This window comes from Myxococcus sp. RHSTA-1-4, from assembly GCF_020037125.1.
In the GTDB taxonomy this organism is placed as follows: Bacteria; Myxococcota; Myxococcia; order Myxococcales; family Myxococcaceae; genus Myxococcus.
The window spans coordinates 231403-252455 of record NZ_JAIQDG010000001.1; the positions used below are offsets into that span (position 1 = coordinate 231403).

At 69.4% G+C, this 21053-nt stretch carries 14 protein-coding genes and 1 pseudogene; 9 read left to right on the plus strand and 6 right to left on the minus strand.

Annotation, left to right across the window (positions count from 1 at the left end; translation table 11 throughout):
• Window positions 1-2: 2 nt before the first annotated feature.
• Both bioB and K8638_RS00960 read right to left on the minus strand, forming a co-directional pair.
• Window positions 3-1037: a biotin synthase BioB gene (gene bioB, locus K8638_RS00955; RefSeq protein WP_223752460.1), complete on the minus strand. Its 1035-nt coding sequence runs from the start codon at window positions 1035-1037 to the stop codon at window positions 3-5.
• Window positions 1038-1153: 116 nt separating this feature from the next.
• Window positions 1154-1425: pseudogene (locus K8638_RS00960) on the minus strand (GlsB/YeaQ/YmgE family stress response membrane protein).
• A 429-nt stretch (window positions 1426-1854) separates the two neighbouring features.
• Between K8638_RS00960 and K8638_RS00965 the strand changes: the two are divergent.
• Window positions 1855-3480 carry an anti-phage dCTP deaminase gene (locus K8638_RS00965; protein WP_223752461.1) on the plus strand — a complete coding sequence of 542 codons (1626 nt, stop codon included), beginning with the start codon at window positions 1855-1857 and terminating at the stop codon, window positions 3478-3480.
• Between the two features lie 692 nt (window positions 3481-4172).
• The gene (gene radA, locus K8638_RS00970) at window positions 4173-5537 is read left to right on the plus strand and encodes a DNA repair protein RadA (RefSeq protein ID WP_223752462.1); all 1365 of its coding nucleotides are present in this window, start codon (window positions 4173-4175) and stop codon (window positions 5535-5537) included.
• A 40-nt stretch (window positions 5538-5577) separates the two neighbouring features.
• Here the strand turns inward: radA and K8638_RS00975 are convergent, their stop codons facing one another.
• Window positions 5578-6471, minus strand: a complete 894-nt coding sequence (locus tag K8638_RS00975) for an alpha/beta fold hydrolase (RefSeq protein ID WP_223752463.1) — start codon at window positions 6469-6471, stop codon at window positions 5578-5580.
• 554 nt (window positions 6472-7025) lie between these two features.
• Between K8638_RS00975 and K8638_RS00980 the strand changes: the two genes are divergently transcribed.
• A complete protein-coding gene (locus K8638_RS00980; RefSeq protein ID WP_223752464.1) occupies window positions 7026-8954 on the plus strand; it encodes a glycosyl hydrolase family 18 protein in 1929 nt (642 codons plus the stop codon).
• A 60-nt stretch (window positions 8955-9014) separates the two neighbouring features.
• On the opposite strand, the gene K8638_RS00985 is transcribed toward K8638_RS00980, so the two are convergent.
• Window positions 9015-9608 (minus strand): dihydrofolate reductase family protein, encoded by a 594-nt coding sequence (locus K8638_RS00985; protein ID WP_223752465.1) that lies wholly within the window; start codon window positions 9606-9608, stop codon window positions 9015-9017.
• A gap of 430 nt (window positions 9609-10038) precedes the next feature.
• Here K8638_RS00985 and K8638_RS00990 point away from each other — a divergent pair, with 430 nt between their 5' ends.
• Window positions 10039-10893, plus strand: a complete 855-nt coding sequence (locus K8638_RS00990) for a peptidoglycan-binding protein (protein ID WP_223752466.1) — start codon at window positions 10039-10041, stop codon at window positions 10891-10893.
• 56 nt (window positions 10894-10949) lie between these two features.
• Window positions 10950-12434, plus strand: coding sequence for a HAMP domain-containing sensor histidine kinase (locus K8638_RS00995; protein WP_223752467.1), 1485 nt, complete (start codon window positions 10950-10952; stop codon window positions 12432-12434).
• Here the strand turns inward: K8638_RS00995 and K8638_RS01000 are convergent.
• Entirely contained in the window at window positions 12418-14214 is a 1797-nt protein-coding gene (locus K8638_RS01000) for a methyl-accepting chemotaxis protein (protein ID WP_223752468.1), read from the minus strand. The genes K8638_RS00995 and K8638_RS01000 overlap by 17 nt on opposite strands.
• Before the next feature lie 215 nt (window positions 14215-14429).
• Window positions 14430-15770, minus strand: coding sequence for a cytochrome P450 (locus K8638_RS01005; protein ID WP_223752469.1), 1341 nt, complete (start codon window positions 15768-15770; stop codon window positions 14430-14432).
• 356 nt (window positions 15771-16126) lie between these two features.
• On the opposite strand from K8638_RS01005, the gene K8638_RS01010 reads away from it, so the two are divergent.
• From K8638_RS01010 to K8638_RS01025, 4 genes are read left to right on the plus strand one after another with little or no spacing between them, the layout of a single operon-like run.
• Window positions 16127-16402: a hypothetical protein gene (locus tag K8638_RS01010; RefSeq protein WP_223752470.1), complete on the plus strand. Its 276-nt coding sequence runs from the start codon at window positions 16127-16129 to the stop codon at window positions 16400-16402.
• Window positions 16403-16408: 6 nt separating this feature from the next.
• Window positions 16409-18367 (plus strand): enoyl-CoA hydratase-related protein, encoded by a 1959-nt coding sequence (locus K8638_RS44780; RefSeq protein ID WP_305071134.1) that lies wholly within the window; start codon window positions 16409-16411, stop codon window positions 18365-18367.
• Window positions 18360-19094 carry an SDR family NAD(P)-dependent oxidoreductase gene (locus tag K8638_RS01020; RefSeq protein ID WP_223752471.1) on the plus strand — a complete coding sequence of 245 codons (735 nt, stop codon included), beginning with the start codon at window positions 18360-18362 and terminating at the stop codon, window positions 19092-19094. The genes K8638_RS44780 and K8638_RS01020 overlap by 8 nt, the downstream gene beginning before the upstream one ends.
• Window positions 19084-21048 (plus strand): fatty acyl-AMP ligase, encoded by a 1965-nt coding sequence (locus K8638_RS01025; protein ID WP_223752472.1) that lies wholly within the window; start codon window positions 19084-19086, stop codon window positions 21046-21048. The genes K8638_RS01020 and K8638_RS01025 overlap by 11 nt, the downstream gene beginning before the upstream one ends.
• Window positions 21049-21053: the final 5 nt, after the last annotated feature.

Genomic DNA, 21053 nt, shown 5'->3' on the forward strand with positions numbered 1-21053 from the left:
GTCTACCCCTCCTGCCGGGGCTCCAGCGGGCGGATGCCGGCCTTCTCCAGCAAAGCCATGTCCTGGCCGTACTCGGGGTTGCCGGTGGTGAGCAGCTTCTCGCCGAAGAAGAGCGAGTTGGCGCCCGCCATCATGCACAGCAACTGCGCCTCCTCGCTCATCTGCTGACGGCCCGCGGACAGGCGCACCATGGCCTGGGGCATGAGGATGCGGGCGGTGGCGATGGTACGCACCATGTCCACCGTCTCCACGCGCTGCTGCCCGGCCAGCGGGGTGCCCTCGACGGGGACGAGCGCGTTGATGGGCACCGACTCCGGGTGGTGCTCCTGGTTGGCCAGGGTGCGCAGGAGGTTGCAGCGGTCGTCCACGGACTCGCCCATGCCGATGATGCCGCCGCAGCACACGGAGATGCCGGCGTCACGCACCCGGTCCAGCGTCCGCAGCCGGTCGTCATAGGTGCGGGTGGAGATGATGTCGCCGTAGTGCTCGGGCGAGGTGTCCAGGTTGTGGTTGTACGCGGACAGGCCCGCCTCCTTGAGGCGCCTGGCCTGGCTGTCGGTGAGCATGCCCAGCGTGGCGCACGCCTCCATGCCCAGCGCGCGCACGCCGCGCACCATCTCCAGCACGCTGTCGAACTGCGGGCCGTCCTTCACCTCGCGCCACGCGGCGCCCATGCAGAAGCGCGTGGCCCCGGCGGAGCGGGCCTTCGCCGCGGCCTCCAGCACCTCCGGCACGGCCATCAGCTTCTCCGCCTTCACGCCCGTCTTGTAGCGGGCCGCCTGCGGGCAGTACGCGCAGTCCTCGGAGCAGCCGCCCGTCTTGATGGACAGCAGCGAGCACAGCTGCACCTTGTTGTCCTGGAACACGGCCCGGTGCACCGTCTGCGCCCGGTGGACCAGGTCCAGCAGGGGCATGGCGTAGATGGCGCGCACCTCGGCGAGCGACCAGTCATGGCGCACCTCGACGCCCGGAGGCGGCGGCACGGCCGTGTGGGTGTGGGCGTGGAAGGCCTCGCTGGAGGCGGAGGTGTCGGACATGGGCTCCTCGGCAGGCGTGAGGAGCGCGAAGGTGTCCGGGCGGCGGGGACTTGTCAACGCTGGTGAGCAACGAGGTTGACGACTTTCGGCCCCGCCCCATTCGAAAGAGGCTGCCGCTAGACGTGGACGCGGCGCCTGCGGCCGGCCATGCCCACCAGGAACAGCACCAGCATGGCGCCCAGGACGGAGAACAGCAGCCCGGACGGGTGCCGGTCGAAGATGCGGCCGTCACAGCGGAACAGGGAACCGATGAAACCGCCCACGAAGGAGCCGGCGACGCCCAGCAGCGCGGTGGCGATGAGCCCCATGGACACTGGTTGCCCGGCATCAGCGCGCGGGCGATGAGGCCCGCCAGCAGGCCGATGACCAGGAAAGCGATGATCCCCATGGCAACCTCCCTTGCTCGAGGGGCGCCGCGGGGTGCGACGCCCGGTTGGAAGCAAGGTGGTCCGTCCCTCCCGGCCGTACAACTTGACACGCGGGGGTTGACACCGTGCCTGCCTGCTCTCTGCCCGGGCCTGACAAACCGCGCTCTGCGCCCTCAGTTCGGAACTCGCAGTTCTCGAACGCGCTCAAGCCCGAAATTCGGCACCACAGCATCGTGCAACACCGGCCGTCGCACATTCGACGTCGGGGTAGTCTGTAGGGCGAGCCCGCGCACCTGATTGATAACTTGCAGTTTCATAATGAAGTGGATTGGCGCGACGGGCAAGGAGGATTACAAGTCGCGCGCCCGTTCTTACGCGCCCCATCGACTACGGGTCCTGGCCGCCCCACTCGACGATGCGCCGGCCACCCCTGCTAGCCTGAGTCCACTATGTCCGCAGCAGAGGCCATCCGTACACTCCCACTCGGTTCCCGAACAGGAACTGGTACCGGGTCGCGGGAAATCCTGAAAGAGCACACCGCCAACGAACTGGTGTTCGCCGTCGTTGGCCATGCTGGCTCTGGCACCACGTTCATCGCGAGCACCCTTGCGAGGCTGCTTGCCAGTCCCCAAGGTGGTTCCTACGAGGTCGAACTCCTGAAGGGGCGCGAGGTCATCGTGGACTGGGCGCTTGAGCGCGGGCGACTAGCAGAGCCACCACGACGAGGTGACCTCACGCACACTATCGAGTTACAGAACTTGGGCGATGAACTGCGGAGCACTGACGCAACAGCGGTCGCCCGCCGCATGGCAGTTCTCATCCGAAAGACCCGAGCCAAGATGCAGGGCAAAAAGCCAAGCCCTGAACCGGTCCTGCCAGATGGTAAACCCAGGGCCTACATCATTGACGCCCTTCGGCATCCAGCGGAGGCATATCTCCTTCGAAGCCTCTACCGTAATGCCTTTTCGCTAGTTGGCGTCGTGTGCCAAGAGGAGATCCGCCGTAAGCGACTCCAGCAGAAGTACCCTGATGCAGGCGCCAACTCCATTGCCAAGTTCATGGAGCGCGACGCCAAGGACTCCGAGAAAAAGCACGGCCAGCGAGTCGTAGACACCTTTCACCTTGCGGACTTCTTTCTTGATAACAGCGAAGATCGCCAGGTGGAGGATGGCGGCCAGAAAAAAGAGAATCCGCACTGGAAAGTAGATGAACACCTCCTGCGATTGGTCCGAATCGTCAAGCCCAAGCAAGATACTATCGAGCGGCCTACTGCAAGCGAAACGGCGATGCACGTCGCCTATGGGGCACAAATGCGTAGTGCGTGCCTATCTCGTCAGGTTGGAGCAGCCCTCGTCGATCCTTCTGGGAACGTAGCAGCGACTGGAACCAACGAAGTACCCAAAGCTGGCGGTGGAGTCTACGGACAAGGCGCTGACAGCATCGCGTCGCCCACTGAGCACCGCTGTGCGTTTCGTCCAGATAAGTACTGCAGCAACAATCTTGAGCAGGACGAGATTGCCGAAGAGGTCCTCAATACAGTTCATGATATCAAACCGTTGAGTTCGGAAGAGCGCAAACAACTCAAAAGCATGCTGCGCAAAAACTCTCGCATCGGAGGCCTCCTCGAATTTAGCCGTGCCGTGCATGCCGAAATGGATGCACTACTAGGCGCAGCGCGCATGGGAGTATCCCCCAAAGGATGCCGCCTGTTCGTGACGACATTCCCATGCCACTACTGTGCGCGTCATTTGGTCGAAGCAGGCGTAGATGAAGTTCAGTACATTGAGCCCTACCCCAAGAGTCGTGCTTTGAAGCTCCACGGAGATTCTATCACAGAGCAAGCTCGGGATTGGAGGCCACCAAGCCAAGGTGGCACCAAGGTACTGTTCCGGCCGTTCACAGGAGTAGCGCCCAGGCTCTACTGGCGTGCATTCCTCAAGGATCGCGAACTCAAATCAAGCGACGGACGCATGCAGATTGGCGAGCCTGAGTGGGGTACAGCTTGGGACATTAGCAAGCTGAGCTACGCGGACTTGGAAACAAAGCTCATGGAGACGGAGTCCTCGTATGGCTAGGTCGGGCGCAGTCTCCCATCTCAGGTTGGTTGTTGCTTCCGAGGAAGAAGCTCCATCCACTTCACAAAACACGCAGACGCGCAGGGCGGTTCAGATGCCGCTCTTCTTCCATTCCGACCCAAGATTCCTAGGGTTGGTGGATATGTCTGCGATGACTGCCAGCCCATTTGTTTCTCTTCTGAAAGAACTGCGCCCCCGCTGGGTGATGGACTTGCGACCACTCCCTTTGCTTGATCTGGGAGGCACTAACCGGAGGTGGTTCTTCGATTTCTTCCAGCAACACGGAATACAATATTGTGATGTGTCTGGACGCCTCGGAGTCTCGATGCGCAACGACGCAGCCCTGTGCTCAACGGATGCAGCTGTTGCTATCAATGCTCTGCTTTCCCAAGCGGCACCTGATCAACGCGGATCCATTGGTCCAATAATCGTCCTCCTAGAGGATGCCAGGAGCATTGAAATTGCGGAGCGCATTCTCCCTTCAGCCCTCAAACCTGCTCCGTTGGAAGGCTGGGAAACCTATCTGCTGGATGCTCGGCTCCTATCCCGTTCAGTCCGGAGGGCATGAACTCACTCTTCGCAAGGCATCCGACCGGCCGCTTGGCCCAGTACTTGGCGCCTCGACCTCTGTGTAAGTAAGCAGGCACTAGAGCGAGAGCGGATGTCAGGTGTCTAGTGTACATCCCTCACCCATGGCGAAGGCGAAGACGCACTACACCTGCCAGGCGTGCGGGTACCAGACGGCGAAGTGGCTCGGGAAGTGCCCGGACTGCGGCGCGTGGAGCTCGCTGCTGGAGGAGACGGAAGCGAAGGCGGACGAGAAGCGCCCGGCATGGGGCGCCTCGGGTGGGGCCGCGCGGCCCATGCTGCTCAAGGACGTGAGCGGCGAGACGGAGGTGCGCCGCCGCACCGGCATCGCCGAGTTCGACCGTGTGCTGGGCGGGGGCGTGGTGAGCGGCTCCGTGGTGCTGCTGGGCGGAGACCCGGGCATCGGCAAGTCCACGCTGCTGCTGGCGGCCCTGGACAGGCTGGCGCGCCACGGGCCGGTGCTCTACGTGTCGGGTGAGGAGAGCCTGCGCCAGACGAAGATGCGCGCCGAGCGGCTGCGGGTGGAGGCGGAGGCCATCCACCTGTTCGCGGAGACGGACGCGGAGCGGGTGCTGGCGGCCGCCGAGTCGCTCAAGCCGCAGGCGCTAGTGGTGGACTCCATCCAGACCATGTACCTGCCGGAATTGGGCAACGCGCCGGGCAGCATCACCCAGGTGCGCGAGGTGGCGGGGCGGCTGATGGCGTACGCCAAGCGCACGGGGGTGCCCACCTTCATCGTGGGCCACGTGACGAAGGAGGGCTCCATCGCGGGCCCGCGCGTGCTGGAGCACATGGTGGACACCGTCCTCTACTTCGAGGGCGAGCGCGGCCACCCGTTCCGCATCCTCCGCGCACACAAGAACCGCTTCGGCTCCACGAACGAGATTGGCGTCTTCGAGATGAAGGGCGCGGGGCTGGTGGAGGTGTCGGACCCGTCCGCCCTCTTCCTCTCCGAGCGGCCGGTGGGCAAGTCGGGCAGCGTCGTCACCAGCACGCTGAACGGCACGAGGCCCCTGCTGGTGGAGGTGCAGGCGCTGGTGGCGCCCACGGGCTACGGCACCGCGCGGCGCACGGCCATTGGCGTGGACGGCAACCGCGTGGCGCTGCTGGCGGCGGTGCTGGAGAAGAAGGAGGAGATTCCGCTGGTGGGCTGCGACCTCTTCGTCAACGTGGCGGGCGGAATGCAGCTCAGCGAGCCCGCCTGTGATTTGGCGGTGTGCGCGGCGCTGGTGAGCAGCCTGCAGAACCGGCCGATGGACCCGCACACGCTGGTGCTGGGCGAGGTGGGCCTGGCGGGCGAGGTGCGTGCGGTGGGCCAGGTGGAGCCCCGGCTGGCGGAGGCCGCGAAGATGGGTTTCCAGCGCGTGGTGATGCCGGCAGGCAGCGCGCGGCGGCTGGAGAGCGCCGGGAAGATGCGGGTGGTGGGCGTGGAGACGCTCAGCGAGGCGCTGGCGGCGATGTTCGACTGAGAGGTCCGGACACCGCGCGCCAGCTCGGGGGGCGCGGGACTCAGCCCTTCGCGGCCATGAAGTCGCGCAGTGCGCGGACGACCTCCTTCGGCCGCTCCAGCGTGAGCCCGTGGCCGCACTCGGGGAACTTCCGGAGGGTGAAGTCCTTCACGTACTGCTCCAGCCCGACGAGGCCGTCCTGGAGGAGGTAGGGGTCCTGCTCTCCCCACAGGATGAGCACGGGCACCTTCACCTGCAGTTGCTCGGGAGAGAGCCCGTCCACCAGGTTTCCGCCACCGGGGTTGCCCTGGCCGTCCGGCGGGCCGAGCCGCGCGGCGCGGTAATAGTCGAGCCCCGCCTTCATCGCCCCGGGCTGGCGCCACGCCTCCAGCCAGTCGTTGATGTCCCCCTCACTCAGGTCCGCCCCACGTGAGCGCACGTCCGCGAAGAGGGCCTGCCGTCCGAAGGCGAAGTCGTTGGCCATGAGCGTGGCCTCGGAGCCCGGGGCGCGGAAGGCCAGCATGTACTGGCTGGCCTCCTGCTGCCGCGGGTTCTCCCGCAAATCACGCAGGAAGAGCGCGGGGTGCGTGATGTTGATGGCGGCGAAGCGCTTCACCGTGTCGGGGTGGCGCAGCAGGTAGCTCCACCCCAGCAGGGCGCCCCAGTCCTGGCACACCAGGGTGACCTGCTTCACCCCCAGGTGGTCCACCAGCCCGCGCACGTCCGCCACCAGGTGCTGGATGCCGTAGGCCTCCACGTCCTCCGGACGTGACGTCCGGTTGTAGCCGCGCAGGTCCGGCGCGATGACGCGGCAGTCCTTCGCCAGGTCCGCCATCACCCGCTTCCACACGCCCCAGTACTCCGGAAAGCCGTGCAGGAAGAGGACGGGCTCGCCCTCCCCCGCCGTCACGTAGTGCATGCGGATGCCATTCACGTCCGCGTATTCGTGCTTCATGTCCGTGCTCCTCGTGCTCCCGGTGCGGGGGCAGGTCTCCTCGAGACATACGGAGCCTGGCCACCCGGCTGGCGATGGAGCCCGGCACTGTGCCCTACGGCGCCGTGGTCGTCGCCGGTCCAGTGCTCCTTCGGGTGTTGCATCTCCGAGAAGATGTCGAGCCGCATGTCCCCTCCTGGGTGGAGTGAGCCTGGGACAGTCCCGGCGGCAAGCCTGTATCGCCTGCAATCCAGTGAATCACCGGGCAAGGATGTTTTCGAGCGCGGACCGCTGTCTTGTATAATTGAAACTCCATGCTTCGCATGCAGCCGGCCGTGCGCCCCGCGCCACGAAGGCAGGCACGCCCACCTTGCGAGACATTGCTCCTTCCCGCCCTTCCCAGGCGCATGTCCCTCGGGGACCAGGGGCCTGTTCCTCCGCCAACCCCAGACACTGATAACCGTTCTCGGTGCTGAAATACCTCACCCCATGCCTTGAATGGCGATGGAGAGTCCTGCTGTTTGTGGCGCCACCCGCCAGGCCCCCCCTCGACTCGACCTGGCGGCTGGAGCCCCATGAAAAAACAGCTCGCGTGGTTCATGTTGGCGGTCGGAGCGCAGCTCACCGCGTGCGGTGGCGCGTCCGACCTCGAAGGCACGCTTCCGGAGGGCTCCGCCCCGGAGTTTCCACCTCAAGAGGCTTCCCCGCCTCCCGTCCCCGTTGACGTGACACCCGCCGCGGTGGGCGACACCACCCTCTACGCGGACGCGCTCGGCTCGGGCTGGGCGGACTGGTCCTGGGCCACGCACAACCTCGCGGTGACATCCCCCGTTGCCTCCGGTACGCGCGCCATCTCCGCGACGTTCGGCCCCTGGACGGGCCTCTACTTCCACAACGCGGGGGTCCCCACCGCGGGGCTCCAGTACCTGGAGCTGCAGGTCCACGGCGGCGCGACGGCCAACCCCGCCCTCACCGCGTACGCCACCGTCGCCAACCAGGCGCGCCCCACGGTGAGGGTCAACCCGTACTGTGATGGCGGCATCATCAGGGCCGGAGCCTGGACGCGGTGCCGCGTGCCCCTGTCCGCGCTCGGCGTGGCCAACGTCACGCTGGACGGCATCGTCCTCCAGGAGGGCGCCGGCCGCTCGCTGCCGGTGATGTACTTCGACAACCTCCGCCTCGTCGCATCCACGGCACCCACGGTGAGCATCACCGTGAGCCCCACCAGCGCGTCGCTCGCGCCGGGCGCCACGCGGACCTTCACGGCTTCCGTGACGGGCAGCACCCACACGGCGGTGACCTGGTCCGTCCAGCAGGGCCCGGCCGGCGGCACCATCACCTCCGGCGGCGTGTACACCGCGCCGCAGACGGCGGGCACATACCAGGTCATCGCCACCAGCCAGGCGGACACGACGAAGAAGGCCACCGCCACCGTCACCGTCACCGCGCCCACCCCGGGCGGCACCGGCAAGTGGGTGTCGGGTTATTACACCGGCTGGAACGCGGACATGTACCCGCCGGACAAGGTCGACTTCAGCGCGATGACGCACATCATGGTCGGCCGCGCCACGCCCCGGCCGGACGGCACCGTGAGCGCGGCCTTCGACAATGACAACGGCCCGCAGATTGCGCGCACCCTCGCCACGCGGGCCCACGCGGCCGGCCGCAAGGCCCTCATCATGGTGGGCGGCGCCGGTGAGCACGACAACTGGGTGGGCGCCGCCAGCAACGCCAACCGGGCGAGGTTCGTCCAGAACCTGCTCGCCGCCATGGACAGCCTCGGCTACGACGGCCTCGACCTCGACTGGGAGCCCGTCGAGACGGCCGACAAGCCCAACCTGCTCGCGCTGGTGAAGGAGCTGCGCGCGGCGCGCCCGGGCATGCTGCTCACCTTCCCCATCGGGTGGATCAACATCAACATGCCCACGGACGCGGACCCCTGGTTCGCCAACCTCGTCCCCTACGTGGACCAGATCAACGTCATGTCCTACGAAATGGTGGGCCCGTGGGACGGCTGGCAGTCCTGGTACACCTCCGCGCTCCAGGGACACTCCGGCAACCGCCCGACCTCCGTGTCCGCCAGCCTCAACGGCTGGGTGGGCGCGGGCATCCCCAAGGCCAAACTGGGCATGGGCATCCCCTTCTACGGAATGGCCTGGCGCAACATCACCGGCCCGTACCAGGACTTCACCCACTGGTCCGACTACGTGGGCAGCGACAACTCCTTCCCGTACAAGAAAATCCTGCAGCTCTCCGCGTCGGGGACGTACCACTGGGACGCGGTGGCCGCGGCCAGCTACCTCACGTTCAGCACTCCCGTGGAGGACGGCACCGTGCGCTGGATTTCCTACGACAGCCCGCAGGCCATCGCCGCCAAGGGCGCATACACGCGCGACAACGGCTTCGGCGGCACCATCATCTGGTCCATCAACCAGGGCTGCACCGACCCCACCACCGGCGCCAACCCACTGCTGGACGCGGTGAGGAGCGCCTTCCTTCAGTAGCGGGGAGGGAGCACGGCCGGTGACACCCGAGCGGCGTCACCGGCCCCTTCCGGGCTCGGGTCAGGTCGCCGGAGGCATCTCCGGGAGGAGCGCGGGATTCGTCCCCGGCGCGCCCTCGGGCAGGACGGCGTAGCGGAGCAGCACCACGCCGTTCTTGTAGACCTTGGTGGACAGCAGCTCCAGGCTGCTCACGTTCCGCAGCCGCGTGACGAGCGGAACGCCCGAGCCCAGCAGCAGCGGGTTCAGCTTGAGCACCACCTCGTCGACGAGCCCCGCTTCCAGCAGCATCGACGCGAAGTTCGCGCCGCCGGCGAGGTAGATGTCCTTGCCCTGCTGCTCCTTCAGCCGCCGGATGACGCCAATCGCGTCCTCGGAGACGAGCTTCACGCGAGGGTTGGGACTCTCCTTCATGGTGCGCGTGAAGACATACGTCTCCATCATCGGATAGGGGTCCGTCACCCCCATCTTCAACCCGGGCTCGTAGGTGCGCCGGCCCATCACCACCGTGCCATAGGTGGAGAAGGACGCGCTGTAGTCGGCGATATGCTCGCTGTCCTTCACCAGGCGCTCCTGCAAGAAGGCGCCCCAGGTGTCGTCCTCGTGGGCGATGAAGCCGTCGGTGGTGGAAGCAACGTGGTACTTGAGCTTACGCATACGGATATCTCCTGAGCTGCGCATGCGCCCGGCGCACCGGGCGGACGGTGAATGGGATTCGCGGCGGGGACTCGGTCAGGCCAACGCAGGGGACGGCAAGCCTTGACGCACCACGGCCGGGATGCCGGGGCGACGAGGGCGGTCACTCAATGCGTTGTCAGCGAGAGGAGGTCATGGGACGACGCCGTGAGGCGCCGATGCCCCGTATACGCCTGCCTTCCGTGCATTTGCAACCCTGCCTCATCGGACCGGGGGCGGGCAAAGCACGGAACAGGACATCCGCCGCCTCCATTGCCAGGAGCCCGGTCATCCTCTCGGGAGGGCGCCGGGCTCTTCGCGCCCGAGGCCTGGCGGCCGTCCGGTCACGAAGCACATCGGCGCGCTCCCCCCACGAGGGGGGCACTGTGCCTCCCCCGGAATAGGAGAAGCCATGCCTGAACAGGAAACGTACATGCCAACGCCGGGCCGGGCCCCCAAGGCCGACCCCATCCTCAAGGAGGGCTCGAGGGGAGACGCCGTCAAGGAGCTACAGATGCTGCTCGCCAGAGCCGGGTTCAGCGCGGGAGCGGCCGACGGAATCTTCGGGGCGATGACGAAGACTGCGGTGATGAACTTCCAGCGCGCTCGAGGGCTGACGGTGGACGGCATCGTCGGCCCGGCCACCTGGGCCGCGCTGAGGGGGGCCATCACGCCCGAGCCCACGCCCGTGAGCGAGCTGCGCACGAAAATCATCGCGGAAGCGCAGTGGGGCATCTCGAACACCAGCTCCATCCACTACAAGCAACTGCGCCCCATGGACGGCATCAACCAGCGGCGCAAGCTGCCGCTCAACACCGACTGCTCCGGGTTCGTCACGCTCTGCTACAAGTGGGCGGGCGCGTCCGACCCCAACGGCCTGGGCTACAACGGCCAGGGGTACACGGGCACGCTGCTGAGCTACCTCAGCCGCATCTCGCAGTCCCAGGTGCAGGCGGGGGACCTGGTCCTCTGGGCCCGTAACGGCAAGGGAGAGCACGTCGCCCTGGTCCTCGAGCCGGGCAGCGACCCGATGCTCGTGTCCCACGGCGAGGAGTCCGGTCCCTACAAGGTCCGGTTCTCCTCCTCCAACCGCTACCACTCGGGCGCGGACGTGTACTGGTTGAGGCTGTCCTCCGTCGACGGCGTCACCCGCGAGGCCCCACCCGAAGCGCTCCGGGCGCCACCACCCCAGGTCATCGGCGCAACGGACGCGCCCAGCGAGGTCGGACTGTCGCGCGAGGCCGTGCCCCCGCCTGGCAAGCACTGACGGCCTGACGCGAGGCCTGCCGGGGCGCCGGGGCTCGGCTAGAGTCCGCCGCGCCCATGGCCGACACAGCCCGACACGCCTCGCGGTGGAGGGACGCACTGGGGTCGCTCCCGGTGCGGCTGCTGGTGGCGTTCCTCGTGCCCACGCTGCTCTTCGTCGCGGTGGCGGGCACGGCGGTGTACCAGCTCGCGCGCGCCATCCTCGAGGAGGAGCTGGGCACCAGCCTCTCCGCCATCGCCGCCGCCACCGCCAGCCAGGTCAACGGCGAGCGCATGCTGACGGTGGAGCCCGGGGACGACGTGGCCGGCACCCGCACGTGGCGCAACCTGGCGCGGCTGCTGGAAGGCATACGCGAGGCCAGCGGCGTGCGCCGCGTGTATGCCGTGGACGTGCAGGGCCGCGTGCGCGTGGACGTGGGCGGCGGACTGCCGGTGGGCGTGGAGGTGCCGGAGCTGGCCCGGGACAGGCTGGAGCTGGCCCGCGTCTTCGCCGGGGAGCGCGCCGCCAGCCAGGTGCTCTTCACCGGCACCGACGGGAATCTCTACAAGACGGGCTATGCCCCGGTGCGCCATGAGGGCCACGTGGTGGGCGCCGTGGCGGTGGAGGGCAGCGCCGACTTCTTCGGCCCGCTGCAGCGGCTGTCGCGCACCTTCGCCATCATGGGGACGGTGGCGCTCGCCGCGCTGGCCGTCATCGCGCTGCTCACCGCGCGCGGGCTGGCCCGGCCGCTGCGGCGGCTCATGGACTCCGCGCTGCGCATCGGCCGGGGTGACCTGACCACGCCCGTTCCCTCGGAGCCCACGCGCGAAATCGGCGTGCTGGCGCGCGAGCTGGAGGTCATGCGCGGCGCGCTGGAGAGCCGGGACAGGCAGCTCAAGATGATGCTGGCCGGCGTGGCCCACGAGGTGCGCAACCCCATTGGAGGCATCGCCCTCTTCTCCGGACTCCTCCAGGAGGACCTCCAGGCGGGCGCCCACTCCGAGGCCGGCGAGCACGTGGCGCGCATCCAGCGAGAGGTGGCCTACCTCCAGCACATCGTCGAGGACTTCCTCGCCTTCGCCCGCGAGCAGCCGCTGGCGCGCGCCCCGGTGGAGGCCCCCGCGCTGCTGTCCGGCGCCTGCGAACTGCTCGCCGCCGAGGCCGCCGCCCGCGGCGTCGCCGTGGAGGTGGAGGCCGCGCCCGCGGCGCTGGAGGCGGACGGCAGCCTGCTCACCGCCGCGCTGGTGAACCTGGTGAAGAACGCGGTGCAGGCCTCGCCTCCGGGAGGCCGGGTGCGAGTGTCCGGCGCCGCCACGAACGGCCGCTACACCATCCAGGTGCGCGACACCGGCCCCGGCGTGCCCGAGTCCGAGCGCGAGCGCATCTTCGAGCCCTTCTTCACCACGCGGGAGAAGGGCACGGGCCTGGGCCTGCCGCTGGCGCGCAAGATTGCCCTCGCACACGGAGGCGACCTGAGGCTCGCCTCCGTCCCCGGTGACACCACCTTCAGCCTCACGCTGCCGCTGGGCGCGGAAGGCGCGGGCATCAGCCCGCCGAGGTGAACTGCCGCGCCATCTTCCCCACCTCGCCAGAGACGGTAGACAGGGCGGCGGTGGCCTCCTGCGTGGACTCCAGGCGCTTCAGCGTGGCGTCCATGATTTGCGACAGGTCGCCGATGGCGGTGAAGATTTGCGAGAAGCCGGCGTTCTGCTGCGTCACGGCGGCGGCAATCTGCCGCGCGGCGGTGGAGTTCTCCTGGGAGATGCGCGACAGCTCGCGCAGCGACTCGCCCGACTCGCGCATCTGGTCCAGTCCGGTGCCGATGGTCCGCACGCCCTGCTCACCCATCAGCGCCGCGTCGCGGATGCCGGTGCTGATGTCCTGGAGGATGCCGCGGATGCGGCGCGTGGACTGGATGGACTGGTCCGCCAGCCCGCGAATCTCGCGGGCCACCACCGCGAAGCCCCGCCCCTGCTCTCCCGAGCGCGCCGCTTCAATCGCCGCGTTCACCGCCAGCAGGTGCGACTGGTCCGCCAGGTCCTTCACCGTCTCGGTGATGTCGCCAATCTGCGTGGTGCTCTCCGCCAGCCGCACCAACCGCTGCTGGATGCCGTCCACCGCGCGGCGGATGTCGGCCAGCCCGGTGACGCTCTGCTCCACCGCCGTCTCGCCCCTCTGGCCCAGCTCCTCGGCGCGGCGGGCGACATTGAGCACCGCCTCCGCGCGGTCGGCCGCCATCAGCGAGGTGCGCTTGATTTCCTCCGACGTCACCTGCGCCTCGTGCAGCGCCGCCGCCTGCCGGGTGAGGCTCTGCTGCTGCTCGTCGTTGGCCGTCCGCAGGTGGCTGGCCGCGTCGCTGAGCTGCGTCGCGGCGGACTGGAGCGTCAGGGGGAGCTGCCGCAGCTTGGCCAGCACCGCGTTCATGCCCGAGGCCAGCACACCTATCTCGTCCGTGGACACCCACTCGGGCGACGCGGTGCGGCCCTCCGCCAGCGCTTTGATGGCCACGCCCACCGCGCCGGTGCCCTCGGCCTGCCGGCGCGCCAGCATGTACGTGGTGATGGTGGGCAGGATGAGCACCAGGCCGGCCACCCACGCCATGGAGCCGAGCAACTCCGTCAGCAGCGTGCCGCCCAGCTCCTCCAGGAGCTGCGCGGAGGAGACGGCGCCCTGCCCCGCCAGCCCGGCGCGGAGGGAGTCGCGCAGCCCCAGCATCTTCACCGTCATCACACACCCGCTCAAGAGCAGCGTGGAGGCGATGGAGGCCACGAAGGTGAAGGGCAGGAACCAGGCCTGGCGCGGCCAGAAGAAGCCGCCGCCCCGGGGCGTGACGCCCGGGTGCGCGCGCTGCTCCTCCAGCGCCAGCGGGACGAGCTGCTTCTCCAGCCTGAGCGCGATGGGGAACGACATCACCACGCCGAAGCAGAAGGCGACGGTGGAGCCCAGCACCACGCGCAGGACTTCCTTGTCGAACTGGATGCAGACCGGGATGCTGAAGAACAGCCCGCCCAGCGCCCACGCCGCGTACGTGGTGAAGACGGTGCTCTGCCACGGCAGCCGGAGGATGCGGCCCAGCCGCTCTCCGGGCACGTCACCCGGGCGGTGCCGCAGGGCCCGCGAGGCCAGCATCCGCAGCGCCACCCAGGGATAGACGGTGCCGAAGAAGAGGATGAGCCCGGGCGCGATGCGGGTGGTGGCCCACAGGCCCTCCTCGGCGTTGAGCCCCATGGACAGCGCGATGAGGTACGCGCAGTTCATGCCGGGCAAGGCCACCCAGCTGATGAACGTCAGCGCACCACGTCTGGCGAAATCACTGACGGCCTTCTCGTCCACGTTGTCCATGACTCGTGCCCCCCGGCGCGAGCGCGTCCCTCAGCGTGGCTGCCCCCCGGGACGTGGCATGAAACAGCGCACTTCCCCGCCGCCGCGCATGCCCGCGCTCATGGATGCAGCTTAATGAGCAACTCCTCACGGATTCCAGCCACCGGGGCCGAACAAGTGCTCACAAGTGTGAGAAAGAATTGAAATCCACGCATTGCCTGTGTGGATGTAACAATTCAGGAGCACAGTCGCTCAACTGTCATGCGCAGACCACCTGACGGAGCGAGGGTGACGGCGCGGCGCTGGGGTCTCACCTGTGCGTCCATGGGCTTCAGCTCGAAGCGCGAGAGGACGAGCCCCAGCACCACCTTCATCTCGTAGAGCGCCAGGGCCATGCCGATACATCGGCGCACACCGCCGCCGAAGGGCAGATATTCGAAGGGGGAGTAGGCGCGCTCCAGGAAGCGCTCCGGGCGGAAGTCTTCCGGCTCCGTGAAGGCCTCCGGCCGGTGGTGGGCGAGGTAGATACACGCCGCCACCGTGACACCCGAGGGAACCTCGTAGCCCTGCACCCGGAACGGCACCTGCGTGCGGCGCGCCACCACGGGGATGATGGGGTGCAGGCGCAGCGTCTCCTGACACACGGCCTTCAGCCAGGGAGCGGCGCTCCCGGCCAGCGCGGAGGGCGCCGGCTCCGCGCCCAGCCCGCGCAGCTCCTCGCGCAGCCGCGCCAGCGTGCCGGGGAAGGCATGGAGCCAGTGCAGCGCCCAGGCGATGGCAGTGGCCGTCGTCTCGTAGCCTGTCACCACCAGCGTCATCAGCTCGTCGCGCAGCACGGCGTCTTCCAGGGGCGCGCCGTCCTCGTACGTGGCGGACAGCAGCATGCCCAGGATGTCGCCGCGCTCGACGTCCCTCACCGCGCGCCGGTGCCGCACCTCCTCCAGCAGCAGCGCGTCGATGCGCTCCAGGCTCCGCTTGAAGGCGGCCCACGCCTCGGACTGGAGGTCGTCGCGGAGCTGGCCGATGTTGCCGAGGTTGAACTTCGAGTCATTGAGGAAGGCCTGGATGCGCGCGCTCAGCTCCTCCGCGCGCTCGCCGCCCTCCAACCCGAACACGGCCGTGAGGATGACCCGCAGCGACACGCGCTGCATGACGTCCTGGATGATGACGGACTGCCCGGGGCGCCAGTCCTGGATGGCGGCCAGGGTGGCCTCACGCACGAGCGCGCCGTACTGCTCGATGCGCCGCGAGTGGAACGCCGGCCCCAGCATCCGCCGCTCGCGCTGGTGGGGCTTCTCCTCCAGCAGCAAGAGCGAGTGCGCGCCGAGCAGCGGCTTGAGCACCACGTTGCCCTCGCCCGCGTGCAGCACGGAGGGGTCGGCGGTGAAGATGTCCCGCAGCGCGTCCGGGTGCGAGAACATCACGTAGGTGCCGTGGCTGCCGAGGTCGAGCGTGAAGGCGTCTCCCAGCCGCTCACGGCAGCTTCGCAGCAGCTCGTAGGGGCGCGCGCGCCATTGCAGCGACTGCTGCACCGCCGGCAACTCCACGCGGGGCGGGAGCGGAGAATCGGTCTGCATGGGGGACCTCGCGGGGTGCCCTGAGGCTACTCCGACTCCCTCCCCACCCCGTAGGGCCCCTCCCGGGTGGGCAGGGGCCTTCCCGAGGACGCCTGAGGGAACGCACCCTGTGCACCCTGGGCGCCGCCACACCTACCCGGGTGTCTGACAATGCTCATTAACAAGAAATTGATAAAAATCTGCGCCACCCCTCTTCTCATTTTCGGCCGTATCTGTATCTTTTTACCAATCGCTGTTTTCGGGCTGGGTGGGTCGGTGGACGGCACGGTGGGGGGACGTGGCCCGGTGATGGAGCGTGGTGCGGCTCCTGGAGTGACCAACCGGGCCCTTCGCGGGGTCCCCCAGACCGGGGTTCCATGATGCAGACCAGGATTGAAAGCGATTCCGTCCTCCAGGCCGTGGTGGCGGCGACCCGCGCCGCATGCAAGCTGCCACTCCCGGAGGTCATCGACCGGGGCCATTGCTTCGTCACCGACCTGGGCTTCGACTCGATGAGCATTGCCCGGCTGGCGCTGGAGCTGGAGGACCGGGTCCAGCAGCCGGTGCTCCTGGACGACTGGATTGCCAGTGAGCCGGACCCGTCCGCGCTGACCGTGGGCTCGCTGTGCAACTACGTCTCGGCGCTCGGGTAGGTCCTCATGTCCACGAAGCTCTTCGGGATGCAGTGGGTGGGCGACGTCCTGGTGCTCACGCTGGACACGCCGGGCGGTGACTTCAACATCTTCAGCCACGAGGCGGCGGTGCAGCTCCTGGAGCTGCTGGAGGGCGTGGACCGCGAGCGCGTGCGCGCCCTGGTCATCCGCAGCGCCAAGCCGGGCAGCTTCATCAACGGCGTGGGGCTGATGATGGCGGGCACGGCCCAGGCGCCCGAGGACATTCCCCGGATGACGGAGACGGTGACGCGGGCGTACCGCGCGGTGCGCGAGTTCCCCGCCCCCACCATCGCCGCCATCCGCGGCAACTGCTACGGCTGTGGGGTGGAGTTCTCGCTGCACTGCGACTACCGCGTCGCCGCGCACACGTACGAGACCCACTTCTACATGACGGAGATTGCCGAGTACCTGTTCATCCCGGCCTTCGGCAGCACGCAGGACCTGCCCCGCCTCATCGGTCTGGAGAACGCCACGGACGCGCTGCTGTGGGGCGAGCGCTGGTCCGCTCCGGAGGCGGTGCGCCGGGGACTGGTGGACGCCTGCTTCGATGACGCGGACTTCGACGGCAGCGTGCTGCGCTTCGTGGACGCGCTGCTGGAATGCGGCGGCGGCAAGCGCCAGCAGGCGTCCGCTCCGGCCCGCGCGCCGGTGCCGGCGGACTTCGAGACGCGGACCCGCGCCCGCATCGCGAGCCTGCCTCCCGCGTACCAGCCCGTCTATACGGAGTGCCTCGACCTGATGCTGCACGCGGCGCGGCGGGGCCGGGCGGAGGCGCGGGACTACCAGCTCGAGGTGGAGGCCTGCGGGCGCGCGGTGGTGAACCCCATCGCCAAGGCCGCGCTCTCCATCTTCTTCGTGCGGAGGCTCGCGCTGCACCACAGCCTGCGCGAGCACGAGCTGCCGCCGCTCACGCACCTGGTCATCGACGCGGAGGACGCGCGGCTGGCGGCGCTGGCGGAGGACCTGCGCACCCGTCGCGTGCGCGGCCTGTCGGTGGAGGTGGCTCCCCAACAGCCACCGCCGGGGGTTCCGGTGCTGCACGTCACGCGCTACGCCCCCGAGGGGGAGCCCCTGCCCGAGGGCGCGGTGTCGCTGGCGGTGGACCTGGTGAGCGGCCCGCTCCGGCAGGTGTCGGACCTGGTGCTGTACGCCCCGCTGCTGGAGGCCGGCCTGCCCGTGGTGGAATTGCGCGCCGCGGAGGGCCGCCCGCCCGAGGAGGCGCGCACCCTGTTCGCCCTGCTGCACCGCGCGGGGTTCCACCCGGTGATGTCACGCGCGGCGGAGGAGCCCGTCCTCAACGCGCTGCTGGGGGCATACCTGGGGCCGCTGGTGGCCCATGTGCTCGCGGGCGGCGACGCGCGCGACGCCCTGGCCACGGTGCGCGCGTTCGGCTTCGCGCGCTCGCCGGCGGAGCTCATCCGCGCCCTGCCGCGTCCCGCGCTGGCCCTGGCGCTGGCCCCGCACCTGCCGGCCGCGGCCTCGTTCGAGCGCGTCGAGGAGGCCCTGGAGGCACTGGCCACGGCGGAGCCCCGGGGCGCGCATGGCTCGGCTCCGCTCGCGGACGCGGTGCTCATCTCGCTGCTCGGCTTCGCCACCCGCGCGCTGGCGGACCGCACGCTGGGGCACCCCACCGTCGTGGACGTGCTGGCGCGCGAGCTCATCGACTTCCCGCTCGGCTACGGCAGCCTCTGCCGCTACCTCACGCGCGAGCGCGCCGCCCGGCTGCTCACCTCGGACGCGGTGCACGCCCTGCTCCCTGGCGAGCCCATGCAGGCGCTGGACGCGTTCGTCACCCGGGGCCGCGATTTCTATCCACAGGCCCGTCCCGCCGCCGCGCGTGCCCCGGCACAGGCCTCGCCGCCGGCCGTGGCCGCCGCGCTCCCCTCACCCGGGGCGCTCCCCGTGCCCGAGGCGCGCCCCACCCCGCGGAGCCTGCATGTCTGAGCCACGCGTCGCCGTCGTCACGGGGGCGGCGGGAGGCATCGGCCGCGCGGTGGTGCGGCGCCTGCTGCGCGCGGGCCTGCACGTGGTGGCGACCGACTCCGCCGAGGCGTCCCTGCGGGAGCTGGAGGAAGTCCGGGCGGACGCCCCCCGCCTGGGCCTCGAGGTCATGGACGTGGCGGACGTGGAGTCCATCCGCCGCGTCGCCGCGAGCGTGGACGCGGCCCACCACCGGGTGGACGTGCTCGTCACCTGCGCGGGCGTCTTCCAGCAGATGTCCGCGCTGAAGGACGACGCGGCCGCCGTGGAGCGCGTGCTGCGCATCAACCTCACGGGCACGCTGCACACCACCACGCACTTCGGCGCCATCATGTCGCGCACCGGGGGGCGCATCGTCCACGTCAGCTCCATCTCCGGGCTCACGGGCGCGGCGCTCGCGGGGCCCTACGCCGCGTCCAAGGCGGGCATGGTGGCGCTCACGCAGTCACACGCGCGCGAGCTGGCGGCCCACGGAATCTCCGTCAACGCCGTGCTGCCCGGCTACGTCGACACGCCCATGGCCGCCCCCATGCGGGCCACGCTGCAACAGTTCGTCATGCCCCGCGTCCCCCTGCGCCGCTTCGCGCAACCGGACGAGGTCGCCGAGGTCATCGAGTTCCTCGCCACCTGCAAGACGCCCTACCTGACGGGGGCGGCCATTCCCATCGACGGAGGCCTGCATGTCGGCTGAGCCTGTCCACGTCGCCGCGACACCCGAGGCGGAGCATCCTCTCGCGCCGGTGTATTCCGGCCGCGCCGTCGCCACTCCGGACGCGGAGCGGAACCTCGCGCTTGCGAAGCCTGGCCTCACCACCGCGATTCCCGACGCGAAACGGAACCGCGTGCCGGTGGAGCCCGGCCTCGTTGCCACTCCAGACGCGGAGCGGAACCTCACCAGGGAGTCTGCTTCGGCAGAGCCGGGCCTCCCGGCCGGTTCGCCCTCCGCGGCGTGGCTGCCTGACGCGGCCCTCACCTTTCCGGAGGCCTTCTCCCAGCGAATGGCGCTGACGCCCGAGCAGCCAGTGCTGCACGTGGTCAGCTTCGCCGGGCGCGAGCCCCAGGCGCGGCCCTTCACCTACGCGGCGCTCGCGAAGAGCGTGCACCAGGCGGCCGCGCTGCTGGTCCGGGCGGGAGTGGGGCCGGGGGACTCGGTGCTGCTGTGCGTGTCCCGGGCGGACGCGTTCTTCTCCTTCCTCATCGCCACGCAGGTGCTGGGCGCCATCCCCGCCCCGCTGCCGTCGATGGCCGACCTGCAGATGCAGTCGTACCAGGCCCGCCTCCGCTCGGTGGCACGCGACGCGAGGCCGCGCGCGCTGGTGGTGGACGACGCGCGGGCGCGGCAGGCCGTGGCCGGGGCGCTGGAGGACGGGACGCTCGCCGTCGTGGAGCTGGCGGAGCTGGACGGTGAGTCCGTGCCGCTGGAGCGCCCGCTGGACTGGCGGTGCCGTCCGGACGGAATCGCCTTCCTGCAGTACACGTCAGGCAGCACCGGGGAGCCGAAGGGCGTGGTGGTGCGGCATGACAACCTCGTGGCCAACCTCCGCGCCATCATCGAGGGTGGGCGGATGGACGGGCGCGACGTCGTCTATTCGTGGCTGCCGGTGTTCCACGACATGGGGCTGGTGGCCGGGCTGCTGCTGGGCGTGTACCTGGGCATCCCCGCGTGTGTCGCGCCGCTGAAGAGCTTCGTCTACCGCCCGGACTCGTGGCTGCGCGCCATCCACCGCTTCCGGGCGACGTTCAGCCCGGCGCCCAACTTCGCGTATCACCTGCTCGCGCACCGCATCCCGGAGAGCGCGCTGCGCGAGCTGGACCTGGCCTCCTGGCGGCTGGCCTTCGACGGGGCGGAGCCCATCGACCCGCTGACGGCGCAGGCATTCATCCGCCGCTTCGAGCCCGCGGGCTTCCGCGCCACCAGCTTCCGCCCCGCGTACGGACTGGCCGAGGCCACGCTGGCCGTGTCCTTTCCTCCGCCGGATGCGCCCCTGCGCTGTGACAGCGTGGAGCGCGAGGCCCTCACGGCCCGGGGTGAGGCGCGGCCGGTGGAGCCGGGCTCGGCGGACAGCACGACGTTCATCAGCGTGGGCCGGCCGGTGCCCGGGCACCGGGTGCGCATCCTCGCGCCGGAGGACGGGCGCGAGTTGCCCGAGCGGCACCTGGGTGAGGTGGTGGTGTCGGGGCCTTCGGTGACGCCGGGCTACTTCCACGAGCTGCGCGAGGGCGGCGTGGCACGGACGGAGCTTCGTACCGGAGACCTGGGCTATCTCGCGGACGGCGAGCTGTTCATCGTCGACCGGCTCAAGGACCTGCTCGTGGTGGGCGGGCGGAAACATGCGCCGGCCGACGTGGAGCGTGTGGTGGGGGCGCTGGAGGGTGTGCGCGGTGGCGCGGTGGTGGCGTTCAGCGTGCGCGGAGAGGAGGGCACGGAGGAGGTGGTCCTCGCCGTGACTCCGGAAGCAGGCGTGGAGCCGGGGGCGCTGGAGGTGGCGGTGAAGCGGGCCGCCCAGGAGCATTTCGGCTTCCCACCACGGGTGGTGCTCGTCCGTCCCGGCGCGCTGCCCAAGACGTCCAGCGGCAAGCTGCAGCGCTCCGCCTGCCGCGCGCGGTACCTGGATGGGACGCTCCAGCGCTTCGCACGGGAGTAGCGCAA

What these genes read in the sequence shown, in the direction of transcription:
- K8638_RS01000 (WP_223752468.1), bottom strand. Translation starts at nt 14,214, where the DNA reads ATGGACAACGTGGACGAGAAGGCCGTCAGTGATTTCGCCAGACGTGGT.
- K8638_RS01020 (WP_223752471.1), top strand. Translation starts at nt 18,360, where the DNA reads ATGTCTGAGCCACGCGTCGCCGTCGTCACGGGGGCGGCGGGAGGCATC.
- K8638_RS01005 (WP_223752469.1), bottom strand. Translation starts at nt 15,770, where the DNA reads ATGCAGACCGATTCTCCGCTCCCGCCCCGCGTGGAGTTGCCGGCGGTG.
- K8638_RS00985 (WP_223752465.1), bottom strand. Translation starts at nt 9,608, where the DNA reads ATGCGTAAGCTCAAGTACCACGTTGCTTCCACCACCGACGGCTTCATC.
- K8638_RS00965 (WP_223752461.1), top strand. Translation starts at nt 1,855, where the DNA reads ATGTCCGCAGCAGAGGCCATCCGTACACTCCCACTCGGTTCCCGAACA.
- K8638_RS00995 (WP_223752467.1), top strand. Translation starts at nt 10,950, where the DNA reads ATGGCCGACACAGCCCGACACGCCTCGCGGTGGAGGGACGCACTGGGG.
- radA (WP_223752462.1), top strand. Translation starts at nt 4,173, where the DNA reads ATGGCGAAGGCGAAGACGCACTACACCTGCCAGGCGTGCGGGTACCAG.
- bioB (WP_223752460.1), bottom strand. Translation starts at nt 1,037, where the DNA reads ATGTCCGACACCTCCGCCTCCAGCGAGGCCTTCCACGCCCACACCCAC.
- K8638_RS00990 (WP_223752466.1), top strand. Translation starts at nt 10,039, where the DNA reads ATGCCTGAACAGGAAACGTACATGCCAACGCCGGGCCGGGCCCCCAAG.
- K8638_RS00980 (WP_223752464.1), top strand. Translation starts at nt 7,026, where the DNA reads ATGAAAAAACAGCTCGCGTGGTTCATGTTGGCGGTCGGAGCGCAGCTC.
- K8638_RS44780 (WP_305071134.1), top strand. Translation starts at nt 16,409, where the DNA reads ATGTCCACGAAGCTCTTCGGGATGCAGTGGGTGGGCGACGTCCTGGTG.
- K8638_RS01025 (WP_223752472.1), top strand. Translation starts at nt 19,084, where the DNA reads ATGTCGGCTGAGCCTGTCCACGTCGCCGCGACACCCGAGGCGGAGCAT.
- K8638_RS01010 (WP_223752470.1), top strand. Translation starts at nt 16,127, where the DNA reads ATGATGCAGACCAGGATTGAAAGCGATTCCGTCCTCCAGGCCGTGGTG.
- K8638_RS00975 (WP_223752463.1), bottom strand. Translation starts at nt 6,471, where the DNA reads ATGAAGCACGAATACGCGGACGTGAATGGCATCCGCATGCACTACGTG.